9 protein-coding genes are annotated in these 13,526 nt (G+C 35.4%); 4 read left to right on the top strand and 5 right to left on the bottom strand.

The window, feature by feature from the left end:
• Nucleotides 1-43: 43 nt before the first annotated feature.
• Nucleotides 44-2,032 carry a methyl-accepting chemotaxis protein gene (locus ESZ36_RS01975; RefSeq protein WP_146782789.1) on the bottom strand — a complete coding sequence of 663 codons (1,989 nt, stop codon included), beginning with the start codon at nucleotides 2,030-2,032 and terminating at the stop codon, nucleotides 44-46.
• A gap of 220 nt (nucleotides 2,033-2,252) precedes the next feature.
• Here ESZ36_RS01975 and ESZ36_RS01970 point away from each other — a divergent pair, with 220 nt between their 5' ends.
• The 4 genes from ESZ36_RS01970 (at nucleotide 2,253) to ESZ36_RS01955 (ending at nucleotide 8,146) form a co-directional block, all read left to right on the top strand.
• Nucleotides 2,253-2,825, top strand: coding sequence for a response regulator (locus ESZ36_RS01970; protein WP_146782786.1), 573 nt, complete (start codon nucleotides 2,253-2,255; stop codon nucleotides 2,823-2,825).
• An 85-nt stretch (nucleotides 2,826-2,910) separates the two neighbouring features.
• Nucleotides 2,911-4,242, top strand: a complete 1,332-nt coding sequence (locus ESZ36_RS01965) for a PAS domain-containing protein (RefSeq protein WP_146782783.1) — start codon at nucleotides 2,911-2,913, stop codon at nucleotides 4,240-4,242.
• Nucleotides 4,243-4,263: 21 nt separating this feature from the next.
• The gene (locus ESZ36_RS01960) at nucleotides 4,264-6,963 is read left to right on the top strand and encodes a PAS domain S-box protein (RefSeq protein WP_146782780.1); all 2,700 of its coding nucleotides are present in this window, start codon (nucleotides 4,264-4,266) and stop codon (nucleotides 6,961-6,963) included.
• Nucleotides 6,953-8,146 carry a GGDEF/EAL domain-containing response regulator gene (locus tag ESZ36_RS01955; protein WP_170235754.1) on the top strand — a complete coding sequence of 398 codons (1,194 nt, stop codon included), beginning with the start codon at nucleotides 6,953-6,955 and terminating at the stop codon, nucleotides 8,144-8,146. The genes ESZ36_RS01960 and ESZ36_RS01955 overlap by 11 nt, the downstream gene beginning before the upstream one ends.
• A gap of 89 nt (nucleotides 8,147-8,235) precedes the next feature.
• Here the strand turns inward: ESZ36_RS01955 and ESZ36_RS01950 are convergent, their stop codons facing one another.
• From ESZ36_RS01950 to ESZ36_RS01935, 4 genes are read right to left on the bottom strand one after another with little or no spacing between them, the layout of a single operon-like run.
• A complete protein-coding gene (locus ESZ36_RS01950) occupies nucleotides 8,236-8,955 on the bottom strand; it encodes a cytochrome b/b6 domain-containing protein (RefSeq protein ID WP_146782774.1) in 720 nt (239 codons plus the stop codon).
• 28 nt (nucleotides 8,956-8,983) lie between these two features.
• The gene (locus ESZ36_RS01945; protein WP_146782771.1) at nucleotides 8,984-9,286 is read right to left on the bottom strand and encodes a DUF3240 family protein; all 303 of its coding nucleotides are present in this window, start codon (nucleotides 9,284-9,286) and stop codon (nucleotides 8,984-8,986) included.
• Nucleotides 9,279-12,353 (bottom strand): efflux RND transporter permease subunit, encoded by a 3,075-nt coding sequence (locus tag ESZ36_RS01940; protein ID WP_146782768.1) that lies wholly within the window; start codon nucleotides 12,351-12,353, stop codon nucleotides 9,279-9,281. The genes ESZ36_RS01945 and ESZ36_RS01940 overlap by 8 nt, the downstream gene beginning before the upstream one ends.
• A complete protein-coding gene (locus tag ESZ36_RS01935) occupies nucleotides 12,354-13,430 on the bottom strand; it encodes a hypothetical protein (RefSeq protein WP_146782765.1) in 1,077 nt (358 codons plus the stop codon).
• Nucleotides 13,431-13,526 lie beyond the last annotated feature (96 nt).

Genomic DNA, 13,526 nt, shown 5'->3' with positions numbered 1-13,526 from the left:
AAAAATTAATAACTTTCAACATTTATCTATAAAGCCAAAGACATTAAGAAATTTTGAATATAGTAGATATATCTTGTAATGTGACTGCTAATATCGCTTGTTCTTTTGCTGTAGTGGTAATTTGAGTTGAGCCTGTAGCTGATTCCATTGACTTATGTTCAATAGTCACAACATTTTTAGCCACATCTTGAGTAACCATTGCTTGCTCTTCTACAGCTACAGCAACTTGTTCAGTCATCGCAAAAATGGTACTGACTGAATGGGTAATAGCGCCTAATGTTTGTTCAACATTTTTAGAGTTTTCTACCGCACTCACTGCCATCTTCTGACTCTTTTCTATAACACTATATGCTGAATTAGCATCTGATTGTAGCGCCGAAATAAACCCTTCAATTTCACTGGTCGATTGTTGAGTTCTTTGTGCTAAAGTTCTAACTTCATCAGCAACAACTGCAAATCCACGCCCTTGTTCACCGGCTCTTGCTGCTTCAATTGCGGCATTTAAGGCGAGTAAATTAGTTTGTTCTGCTACTGATTTAATCACATCAACCACACTAGTGATATTGTTACTACTTTCGTGAAGGCTTGTTATTCTTAACGCCAAATTATTTATTTCTTCAGCAAGGAGTTCAATGGACAGGTAAGACTCTTGTACAACACCCGCGCCACCTTGTGCTTGTTCATCCGCTTCTTTCGCTGAATCAGCCGCTAGTTGAGTATTTCCTGCAACTTCTTTAACCGTTGCTGATAATTCCTCTATCGCGGTAGCAATAAGCGTAATTTCATCTTGTTGCTCAACTAAAGAACGTGAGTTATGCTCACATGTTTGTGATGTTTCTTCTGCTGCGGCTGCCAGCATTGTACTTGAAGTCGAAATCTCACTCATGGCACCAGCAAACTTTTCAAGCGTTAAATTTAATGCTGTAGAAATAACCCCTAACTCGCTCTTACCGGTAAATTTTGCTCTGGCAGTTAAATCATTTTCATCGCTAACTTTTGACATGACACAAGTAAGATCTGCCACTTGGTTATGCAGCTCTTTCATAATATAGAAACTAAAAATGGCAACTAATAACAGAATAGCAAGTGAAGATATTACGTAATATATTAATGAGTTGAATGCGTTCCCTTGAGTTTCTTTGGTGAGTTTTAATAACGAACTAGTTAATTTATCTTCAATATCCTTTAATACGCCAATTCTTTTAGTTGATTGCTCGAACCAAAAAGTAGCGTCTACATTAAGTTTTTCTGATGTAGCATTATCTATCGCTATTTTTCTTAGCTTCTTCACTTCTTTAATTGAAGGAGTATTTTGTTTTTGACTAAAATAGCTTTTATTTTCGTTACTTGCGAAGGCATTAAAGCTATAAAAGTACGTGTTTTGTTCAGAAAGAAAGCGAATGAATTTTTGGTACACACCTGGATTAAACTTACCTGAAGCAAAAGTACCTGTTAACACCGCTCTCTCAATACCAGCTCTTTCTTTACCTTGAAGGAAATTATAATAGGCCACCGTTTCTTTTGTTATTTCGGCATCAGTAGAAATTGTAGAAATGATAGTTGAAACACTCAACAGTAATTCATTGGTTTTGGTATAGAAGGCTAATGCATCCGAAATAGGGATTGATAAATCATCAACATTACTTCTAATTTGATCGAGCATATTTATACGCTGATTAATATTGTCATTTAATTGTTGAACCTGCCTATTATCAAATTGATTATTTTGCCAGTAATCTAATCGTTTCGCCGCAATACTGGAGGTGTTTTGTCTTTGACTTGGTAATTTATAAGCAAATTTCACTCCTTTTGAAGCAAGGAAACCTGCGGTCATTCCTCTCTCTTTTTGTAGCTCATGAACGAGCTCACTATATACAGAAGAAAGTTCTGTGTATTTGCTCAATTGTTCCATTTCATTATTTGTCGCAAGGGAAGAGACAATGGCGTTCAAGCCTATTCCTAGAAAACCCAATAGGGGGAAAAATAATAAAATAAAGATTTTCTTATTAAACGATATATCTACAAGTCTCATTAGAGCCTTCTGTGAATTCTGCAAGTTATTTATGAAAGTAAAGTTTACGTAATAGAACCATAAAAACAATGAAATTCGCAAAAAACGCAACAAACATCAAACTCGTTTGATGTGGATCAAATTTAATCAAATAAAGAATGATAAATTATTTAAAAGGTTAATCGGTTCTTATATGTTAGCGAATAATTATTACTCATCAATTATCAAGTAAGTCATCTAAATGTCATTGAAAAAGTCAGTAAAAAGCTATTTAACACCTAAAGAGGTCGCTGAATTGCTTATGGTTTCTACTGCTGCGGTTCGTTTGTGGGCAGAAAGTGGGAGTTTAAAAGCAAGAGTCACTGCAGGGGGCCATCGTCGCTTTAAACTTGATGATATTAAAGAATTCGCCACCCAAAAAAATATACAACTTAATACGAGTACTAATGAAAACCCTAAAGTGTTGATTGTAGATGATGATATTCATTTTGCTCAATTTCTCAAGGAGTTGCTCAAAATAGAGATTAAAAATGTTGAAGTTGAAATCAGTTTAGATGGTTTTGATGCGGCGAACAAACTTCACGATTTTACTCCAAATATACTGTTGTTAGATCTTAAAATGCCAGGTCTTGATGGCTTTCAAGTATGCCAAGCTGTAAAGGGAAACCCACTTCAAAATCATATTAGAGTGATTACGATTTCTGGAAATACTAGCCAAAAAGATGTTGAAAAACTAAAAGAAATTGGCGCAGAAACTTGTTTAAATAAACCTATAAATGTTGCTGTTTTATTAAAACAATTAGCCTTAAATTGATCGGGTTTAAGGCTGAGAGGCTTATAGTGAAGAAAACTGCATAGAACAAATAAAAACTTTTTTTATAAAAACAGTAGGAATACAGGTGAAAAATAAATTAAATTTAATTCTGTTTATAGGTCTCTTTAGCCTAGCGTTACTTGGGGGAGGGGCATATTTTCCCTTATTTGAATCTGCTTTAAGTATTGATGAAGGTTTTATACCAATGGATCCGTCAACATCTGCTTTATTTGTAGTCACTTTTTTAGTTTTGTTCGTTTGGGTAAACTATACGCGGACATTTTATCGCTATAAAAAGTCTATCGGACTAACGTTATTGTTCGTTGCACTCTTTGGGGTATTAGAGATTGTTGAGTATTTCACTGGTGTTGAACTGACTTTTGAAAGTTATCTGGTTCCGAATTTTGGAAACTTGAATGGTATTCCTCTTGCTCGAATGTCTCCTGTAACAGGGTTTTGTTTTTTTCTTACTAGTTGTGTTTTACTGATACTTTTGAATCAGGATAACAACAGTGAAAGTAGTGACTTCATCACTCAAGTAAAAACTCGAATAAAAAATATTTGTATCACAGTTATCTCCTTTATTTCATTGTTAATGATGGTGGCTTATCTTTATAAATCTCCCCTGTTTTATAATACACAAGACATTATACCAATGGCGCTATCCACCAGTTTAGGTTTTTTAAGTATTGCTGGCGTACTAATAATAAATGATAAGAACAACTATTTAATGAAAATGTTTACCCACATATCACCCTCTACTAGTTTGATTCGATTTATTACCCCTTTTACTGTGTTAAGTGTTTTCATAACAGGGCTAATTCAACATGTTATCTTTACCGTCAATCCGGTTAATAACTCTACTTTTTATGCTGCTTTTGTTCTGACATTGATTGCTGTCATGTGTGGTTACATGGCTATGTTTGTCACTAAAAAATTGATGGGTTTTCAAGACAAAAATAATAAAAATCTACATCAATATAAAGCTATGGTGACTTTATCTTTAGGCGGCCAAGCGTTACTTGATGATAACTTTGTCCATTTAGTCGTGAATCAAGCCTATGTAGAAAGACTTAATTTAACCATTGACCAGGTTATTGGTAAAAGTGTCAGTGATGTTTTTGGCAAAAAATATTTTGAGTCAGAGCTGAAAAGGGACTGTAAACGTTGCTTAGCGGGTGAAGTTATTAGAAAAAAAAAGTGGATCAAATTTCCTTCGTCACATGACTTTTATATGGATATTGAACTGTCGCCTTATTTTCTAAACGATGGCAATATTTACGGTATTATGGTGAATTCGCGTGATATTACCCAATTAAAGCATTATCAAGATAATCTTGAGAAATACCAGTTTGTGATTGAAAACAGTCCTGTCATTGCATTTCGCTGCCGACCAGATGAACATTGGTCAGTATAGCATGTATCACGCAATATTGATTTGTTAGGTTTTCAGGCAAATGATTTACTCACAGGAAAAGTTAACTATGCAGATATGGTGCACCCGCAAGATTTAGCGCGTGTGATAAAAGAGGTTGATTTTTTCACTGAAAAAGGAGTGGAACACTTTACGCAAGAGTATCGTATGCTCTCTCCTTCAGGACAGCTATTTTGGGTCGATGACAAAACAACGATTGAACGAAGTGACGATGGAAGTGTTGCTTTGTATCAAGGCATTATTATCGATATTACTGATAAAAAACAAGCTGAGATTGAATTAGAACAATCGAACACATTAATAAAGAACGTTATTAATTCAACACCTGATTTGATTTATGCTAAGAATACTGACCACCAATATATTTTAGCGAATAATGCTTTTGCCCACTATTTAAAACAGCCAGTAGAGTTTTTCATTGGAAAAACTGATAAACAACTCGGTTTTTCCAATGAACAAATAAACAAATTTAAAATAGAAGAACAAGAGATCTTAAACGGCAATAGTATTCCTATTTCGAGTTGTCGAACGTTTTATGATGATAATAAAGTGGTTGATGCCTCTAAATTCCCTCTAAGGAAAGACAATGGTGAGATTGAAGGTATCATATATGTCGGTCATGATGTCACAGAAAATATTGATAATCTTATTAAAATATCTGAGCAACAAAAAGAACTAACACAAACTATTGATGCTATATTTGATGCCGTTATTACCATTAATGATTTGGGTTTGATACAAAGTTGTAATAGAGCAACAGGGCTAATGTTTGGTTATAGCACAGAAGAATTAATTGGCAAAAATGTTAGTTTGCTGATGCCAGACAATGTAGCTTCGCAACATGATGATTATATAAATAACCATTTAAAAACGGGTGAAAATAAAATAATAGGTAAAGGCAGGGAGCTGGTCGGTATAAATAAAAATCAGATAGAATTTCCTTTACTCTTAACTATTGCAGAGCTGCCAGAAAACCTGGATGAACGAAAACGTTTTGTTGGGGTATGTCATGACTTATCTAAAATTAAACAGCATGAGAAACGACTGAATAGAACACAAAAGATGGAAGCCCTTGGGCAACTAACCGGTGGTATTGCCCATGATTATAATAATGTGCTGGGTGTTATTCTTGGCTATAGTGATATTCTCAAATCCCAACTACAAGAACAACCGGCATTATTTGATTTTGTTGACCAAATTAATCAAGCGGGCAATCGAGGTGCTAAACTGACCCGTAAATTGCTCTCGTTCTCTCGTCAATCACCTGAATCTAGTCAAGAATCAAATCTAAATAACATAGTCAAAAACAATAAAGATGTGCTGCGTAAGACATTACTATCGGTAGAATTAAGACTTAACCTTAATGATGATATTAGTCAGGTTGATATAGACCAAAACTCTTTTGAAGACGTGTTATTGAATATGGCTATTAATGCTATGCATGCAATGCCCGAAGGCGGCGTTTTAACCTTATCAACGCGTGAGGTGACATTATCAAAAGAGCAAGCCAGCAGTTTTAATGTTCATCAGGGCAAGTATGTTCAATTATCAATTGAAGATAATGGCTCAGGCATGAGTCAAACAGTGCAAGATAAAATTTTCGAACCGTTTTTTTCAACTAAAGGAGAGCAAGGTTCAGGATTAGGGTTATCTCAAGTATATGGTTTTATGAAATCATCCTTGGGCGCTATTAATGTGTATTCAGAGCTTGGTGAAGGAACGAGATTTTCACTGTATTTCCCCGTAGTTAAAACAGAAAACAAAACAGAAAATATAGACGAAAATATAAACGAAAACCTGAATGTAGCTGGTAATGAAACCATTCTTGTTGTAGATGATGAACCTCAATTGCGTACGTTAGCTCAAACGATATTAATGGAAAAAGGTTATCGTGTTTTAACCGCTGAGAATGGTATCGAAGCGTTAGATGTTCTAGAGAAAAACGCAATAGACTTACTATTTTCAGACATTATTATGCCCAAAATGAACGGCTATCTTTTGGTTGAAAAAGCGCAAAAGCTGTATCCTACATTAAAAATATTATTGGCTAGCGGTTTTCAAGGTGATCAAGTTGGTAATAAAATAAAGTTAGACGAAGCTATCATTGAAAAACCTTATGATAATAATTTTTTACTGAGTAGAGTTAGAAATTGTTTAGACAAACAAAACGCCGATATTATTGAGTATCATAAGCAGGAGACTAAGACGAATAGTAACGAAAACACTCAAAAAAGCGCTGAGATTTTGCAAGTGACAAGATTACTATGGACGGATGAAATGAGCATTGATGACGGAGGAATACTCGATACTGATCATCAATTTATGTGTATCTTACTTAATCGTTGTCAAGACTTGTTGACCGTAGAAGACTTTCACCAGCCGTTACAAGAAATTATCACTGAGTTAGTTGAATATACCCAGCAGCATTTTGCTAGAGAAGAATTGGCTATGAAACGTTGTCATTATCCTTATACTAAAAATCATTGTGATGTTCACCAGATGATTGTTAAACAACTGACCCAAAAGCTTAAATCCTGTTCAGACAAAGAAATTCTATTGTGGTTATGTACAGAAATGTGCGAATGGCTAATTGACCACTTTATAGTAATGGATAAACCATTACATAAGTATATTGTAAAAAGCAGAGAACTAGAGGGAAATGTTTTAAAAGCACATGTTGAAGGTGATGATAATGATCAATAGAGTCTTTATTGTTGATGATGACAGGTTAACCTGTAATTTACTGAAAACTATCATCGAGCCTATTTTTAATCTGGTAGAAGTATTTCAACATCCACGTGAATTTTTGACCTTAGCTCTATATCCCGAAGACATTATATTATTAGATTTGATGATGCCTGAAATGGATGGAGTAGAAGTTATTCGTCACTTAGCCCAGCAAAATTGTCCGGCAAGCTTAATGTTAATCAGTGGTTATGACAGCGGAGTATTACACTCAGCTGAAACGTTAGCGCTAAGTTGTGGCTTAAATGTCACTAAGACCTTTACCAAACCCATTAATACAGAGGTATTAACGTCCTTTTTGACCTCTCTGTCGAATAGGCAGGCACAAAGAGAACTTGTTAGCTCCAATAATGATAAAGGAAGTCAAGGTAAGTTTGACTTCATTCCAACGGAACAAGACTTACGTGATGCTATTGATAACAAACAACTCGTTTTATATTATCAACCTCAAATTAATATGGAAACGCAAAGTGTTCATGGCGCTGAAGCATTAATTCGCTGGTTACACCCTGAATTTGGCATTATTCCTCCTGATAAATTTATTGCACTTGCTGAGCAGACAGGCTTAATAGAACAACTTACTGAAGTAGTCATCCAATTAGCCATAAGTCAAAGTGTACAGTGGCAAAAAGTAGATAAAACTATTCGCTTGTCTATTAATATATCGGCACAAAATATAAATAGTTTGAAACTGCCAGAACAACTAAAAATGCTTGTTAAGCAGTACGAACTTGATCCTTCTCTGATTGTTTTAGAGTTGACCGAAAGTACCTTAATGGACATTGAAGTTACTTCATTAGATATTCTAACTCGTCTTAGGTTAAAGGGCTTTCAACTGTCGATTGATGATTTTGGTACGGGTTATTCTTCACTGTCGCAGTTACATAAAATACCTTTTACTGAATTGAAAATTGACCAGTCCTTTGTTGCTAATATGAAAAAAGAAAATGAAAGTAAGGCCATTGTTCAAACCTGCATTATGTTAGCGCATAAGCTTAATATGGAAGTAGTCGCCGAAGGTGTTGAAGATAAAGATACATGGGATTTATTATTAGCAGAAGGTTGTGATATAGCGCAAGGATATTATATTGCCAAACCTATGCCAGCGGATCAATTTGATAAATGGCAGTTTAAAGGATAATTCTTATTGGTTAATAACTCGTTTGATATGCCCACTACGTTGATTATTCGATTTTTATAGTGAGCATTGCCAGTATTTACCTGCCGTGTCTAGTGATCAGCTATCTCATCTTTAGGGAGATATTTATAACCATTGAACATCGCAGATACAATAGCGCTTCGTTCGCGTCTTTCAGCAACGATGACACCGATAATATGCAATGGAATAAGAAATAAAAGACAGTAAAAAGAATACACATGCGCGGTAATAAAGGGTTTTCTAAAATCTCTCATTGCTTGATAAGATACCTCATCGATATTTTCTTTTGAATAAGGTTTTATCACCGCTAAATTGTCTTTATCAATAGCGATGCTCTGGGTGAAATAGTTACCAAAAGGGGGGTAATAAATATCAGTACCAGCGATGACAAGACCTGAAACCATTTGAACACTCATTAATGATAACAGCGCTAACACCATTAGTTTACCTGCTGGGTTATGCCCCTTGTACGCTAGTTTTTTTTGTTGTTTGAACTCGATTAATTCCGCTATAAAACCTTTGTTAAATGGTAGCATTTTGCCCCACCTCTCATACGTTTTACCGATAAAAGCAATGATTAAACGGAAAATTAAGTTTGCAGAAAAAACATATCCAACAATCACATGTATTGTTTTTAATAGCACTTTTCCGTCAGTGCTTACGCCAAAAAGTTTGCCATTCAATATGACAACACCGATAACAATGAGTAATAAAATGGCGATAACATTTATCCAATGAAAAAGTCTAATTTTACCACTCCATACGAAAACCTGTTCTCTTTTACTATTCATAACAACCTCTCTTTTATTTTCTACAGGGTTAAAAATGTGCACTTTCTATAACGGGTGTAAGCCAATACCTTAACTTAGCCGGTTGGCAAATAGGATTGAGGCTTGCCTTAAGTTGTTTAATATCTTTTAAAAATATGAGTACCTCGATTTGATAAAAAGCTCTATATCCTTCAACTTGTTCAGCAATATCAAATTGACTATGTTCTTTACTGTAGCCATTTATTTTTTTTAAATTAAATCCGGTAATATTCGAAAAGGTGATTAATTTATCAACGACGTCATCTTTTAAACCCGTAGGTACGTTTAAGGTAAATATTACTTGTTCAGGCATTTCGTTTCTCCAACCAGCAATAAAATAGTGGTAATAGATATAGGGTGGTAATTGTTGATGTTATTAAGCCGCCAATAACAACAATAGCTAATGGTTTTTGAATTTCAGCGCCAGGACCTGTTGCAAAAACTAAGGGTAACAAGCCAAACATTGCTGTGGTTGCGGTCATTAAAACAGGTCTAAGTCGGCGCTTTGCACCGTCAATGATCCGGTTATGCAAACTTTCGGCAGCTTGTTTGGTTTGTTCAAAATAACTGATCATTACTATCCCGTTGAGTACCGCGATGCCGAGTAATGCGATAAAACCAACGGAAGCAGGTACGGATAAGTATTCGTTACTCACATAGAGCGCAATAACGCCGCCCATTAAGGCAAACGGAATATTGGCAATAATCAGGCTCGATTTAGCAAGAGAATTAAAAGTGGTGAACAATATTATAAAGATCAAAATAAGCGCTATGGGTATTAGAAATAGCAGGTTTTTAGTCGCGCGTTGCTGACTTTCAAACTCACCTCCAAAGGTTAAGGTATAGCCGCTAGGTAGCGCTATTTCATTTTTTATTTTCATGTTTAATTCATCAACAAAGCTAACAACGTCTCTGTTAACAACATTTGCACTCACCGAGGCAAATCGGTTGCCTTTTTCCCTTTCAATTAATAGTGGACCATTTTTCATACTGATATTGGCAACTTGCTCAAGGGGAAGTAAAACGTTATTAGGCATTAAAATTAGCTTTTGTTTTAGTGCATGAATGGACGATATTTCATCAGCAGTAGACGTTATATTTTTTGCGCTATTGAATACGATAGGAACAGCATGATTTCCATCAAGTAAGGATGAAATTTGCAATCCTTCTAATTGATATTTCAAGTAATGACTTAACGCTTGGGTGGATAAACCGAACTGACTTGCTACTTCAGGAATCAGTTTAATATTTACGTATTTCCCCCCTTCAATTAAGGCCATCTGTACATCTGAAGCGCCTGGTATTTTATTTGCCAAAGCCGAAATTTCTTCAGCAAGTGAAGTTAATGTGGCAATGTCATTGCCAAAAACTTTGATAGAAATATCGCCAGTTCCACCGGTTAGCATTTCTGATACGCGCATTTGAATTGGCTGAGTGAAACCTATGTTCATGCCAGGATAGTTGGCAAGTGTGTTGCGAATATCCTCGATAAGCTCGGTTTTAGTGTCAAAGCGCCATGTCGACTTTGGTGCTAACTCCATAAATACATCGGTCTCGTTTAATCCCATTGGGTCTAGGCCAAGCTCATCGGATCCTGTACGCGCTACAATCTGAATTATTTCAGGTGTGTTTTTTAAAAGCGCCTTCTCAATTTGTTCATCTATATCAACAGATGAAGCCAAAGAGATACTAGGCGATTTTTCGAGTTGAACGATGATGTCGCCCTCATCAAGTACAGGCATAAAGCTTTTACCTAACCCTTGAAAAAGTACAATGCTAACAATGAAAGTACTTATTGATAACACGACAATGGCTAGCGGCTTGTTAATGGTTTTACGCAGTGTCTTTGAATAAAAACGCTGCAAAAAAGTGACTAGTTTTGGTTGTTTAACAGGTTCGTTTTTTAATAATAATGACGCTAATATTGGAATAATAGTCAAAGATAGAAGTAGTGCGCTTAACATGGCAAATACAATCGTAAGGGCGACAGGGGTAAATAATTTACCTTCTAAACCAGAGAGCATAAGTAAAGGAGAGAAGACTATAATTATAATAATTGTGCCAGAAAATACGGGTGTTGCGACTTCTTTGCAAGCACGATAGATGACATGTAACCGAGGTAAATGTTGATTACTTGAGAGTCTATTTACAATGTTTTCAACAATGACAACAGAAGAGTCTACTAACATGCCTATAGCGATTACTAGCCCGCCTAAGCTCATTAAATTAGCGGATAAATCAAACTCTTTCATCAGTATAAAGGTCATTAATGCTGACATTGGTAAAGAAAGTGCAACAACTAATGATGAGCGTATATCACCTAGAAAAATAGCCAGTAATACTATAACCAATATAACGGCTTGGCTTAATGCATTGGTGATGGTATTAATTGCCGTATTGATCAGGTTAGATCTGTCATAGAAAACGTTGATCTTTGTTCCTGTAGGTAAAGATGCCTCTATAGTTTTCAGCTTATTTTTCACATCATCAACTACCTTAGCGGTATTACTGTTTTTTAACGCAATGATTAAACCTTGGACCGCTTCTTCACCATTCTTAGAAACGGCACCATAGCGGGTTAAACTACCTATCGATATCGTCGCTATATTGTGTAATTTAATGACCTTGTTTTTAGTCGTTTTTATAACCGCATTTTTTAATGAATCAATATTTTCAAATTTACCTTCAGTTCTAAGTATTAAGGTATCATTACCTTTTACCAGACGACCAACACCTCCATTTTGGTTTGTGGCTGTTATAGCGGTTTCTAACTCGTTAAAAGAAATGTTGTATTGTTGCATTAGCAATATATCAGGTGTTATTTCATAGGCTTTAACATGCCCACCCAAACTATTTACATCTGCGACACCTGAAACTGTTCGTAATAGTGGGCGAATATGCCAATCTAATAACTCTCTTCTTTGTGTTAGCGATAGCGTAGGGTTCTCTACGGTAAACATAAACACTTCACTTAGTGGTGTGCTCATTGGCGCCATACCGCCACTTATATTTGAAGGTAGGGAAGGGAGTATGTTTGCCAAACGTTCATTTACCTGTTGTCGTGCCCAATAAATGTCAGTTCCTTCTTCAAAATCAATAGTGATGTCCGTGATTGCATATTTAGTTGTGGAACGAAGCATTTCTTGTGATGGTATACCGAGTAACTCTGTTTCAATTACTCGTGTTACTTGAGACTCAATCTCTAAGGCATTCATTCCGGGTAATTTAAGTACAATTTTAACTTGTGTAGGTGATATTTCTGGAAAAGCATCGATGGGTATACTTAACCAAGACTTAGCGCCGACAAATAAGGTAAGTACAACAAATATGCAGACAAATAAGCGTTGGGTGAGAGAAAATTTAATAAGGAAGTTCAGCATCTACTCAACTCCTAACTCAAGTAACTTTCCTTGAAGGATACTTACTGAGCTAACAAGTGCTTTCTTATTACTGATATCTTGTTTAGCGGTAACGTAATATTCCTTATTGTTTGCCCCAACAATAAGGATAGAAATTAGTGACACTGTATTTTCAGATTTTATGGCAATATAGTCTTTATCATTAAGCTCAAAAATTGATGATTTAGGGACTTTATAACCATCAAAGTTGAGAATGGGGGTAAGCTTTACCGATTGACCCAGTGTTAATTTACATTGTTCAGACTTCGGTGAAGCCCATACTGTTTGGTGATACTTATCGACAATACTTTCAAAGCTGTTAATTTCAAGCTCACAAGAGGATGACATAATAAAATGGGAGAGGTTGGTAGCGTAGGAGAGTGGCGTGGTGATCTTTACTTGCACCGAGTCAGTATTTATAACATCAAAAGCAAGATCTCCTTCTGACTTTATATTCTGAAAATTAGCTATTTTTACGATCCCATTTTTAGGACTAATAAGCGTAATCTTTTCATTTTTATCAATATGTAAAAAAGACATTTGATGTTGGAAATGTTCAAAATTTAATTTAGCTTCGAAGTAACTTTTGGTAATTTCAATCCATTGGGTGCTTTTTATGGTTTTATTCTCAAAATAAGCTTTATTCGTTTGAAAATGATTTTCTGAAGCTTCCAATATTATTTTAGCTGACTCAAACTCGTCGAGGAAGTGATGGACATCATATCCTTCAACCGTAGCAATGGTTTCACCTTGCTCTACATAGCTTCCATTTTTTATATGGTAAGTAACTTTTTGAACATCAAACGGAAGTACAACAGAATAGTTTTCCCCAGGCTTGTAGGTTACTTCTCCAATTAAATTTTGACCGACTATGAATGCCTCTTTCTCTATTGTTGAAAAGCTAATCTCAAAATCACCCAGAACGGATAGCTCAATAGTTTCTTTTTTCTCAAACGCGAATACTGATGGTATCTGACATAGCGTAATAAAAAACAGGCATAATATTACAAAGTTGTGAGTAAAAACATTGGGTGTTTTTTTTAGCAGTAAAAACGGCATATAATAAGTTCAGTGGTAATTAAATTTTGTAGCGTAATTATTACTAAATTGACATGCTAGGTCATTGGGCATAGGTCGTAACCTAATGAATTTATG

This window comes from Colwellia demingiae, assembly GCF_007954275.1.
GTDB classification, from domain to species: domain Bacteria; phylum Pseudomonadota; class Gammaproteobacteria; order Enterobacterales; family Alteromonadaceae; genus Colwellia; species Colwellia demingiae.
This window is presented reverse-complemented; position numbering and strand designations above follow the sequence as displayed.

What these genes read in the sequence shown, in the direction of transcription:
- ESZ36_RS01975 (WP_146782789.1), bottom strand. Translation starts at nt 2,032, where the DNA reads ATGAGACTTGTAGATATATCGTTTAATAAGAAAATCTTTATTTTATTA.
- ESZ36_RS01970 (WP_146782786.1), top strand. Translation starts at nt 2,253, where the DNA reads ATGTCATTGAAAAAGTCAGTAAAAAGCTATTTAACACCTAAAGAGGTC.
- ESZ36_RS01955 (WP_170235754.1), top strand. Translation starts at nt 6,953, where the DNA reads ATGATCAATAGAGTCTTTATTGTTGATGATGACAGGTTAACCTGTAAT.
- ESZ36_RS01950 (WP_146782774.1), bottom strand. Translation starts at nt 8,955, where the DNA reads ATGAATAGTAAAAGAGAACAGGTTTTCGTATGGAGTGGTAAAATTAGA.
- ESZ36_RS01945 (WP_146782771.1), bottom strand. Translation starts at nt 9,286, where the DNA reads ATGCCTGAACAAGTAATATTTACCTTAAACGTACCTACGGGTTTAAAA.
- ESZ36_RS01940 (WP_146782768.1), bottom strand. Translation starts at nt 12,353, where the DNA reads ATGCTGAACTTCCTTATTAAATTTTCTCTCACCCAACGCTTATTTGTC.
- ESZ36_RS01935 (WP_146782765.1), bottom strand. Translation starts at nt 13,430, where the DNA reads ATGCCGTTTTTACTGCTAAAAAAAACACCCAATGTTTTTACTCACAAC.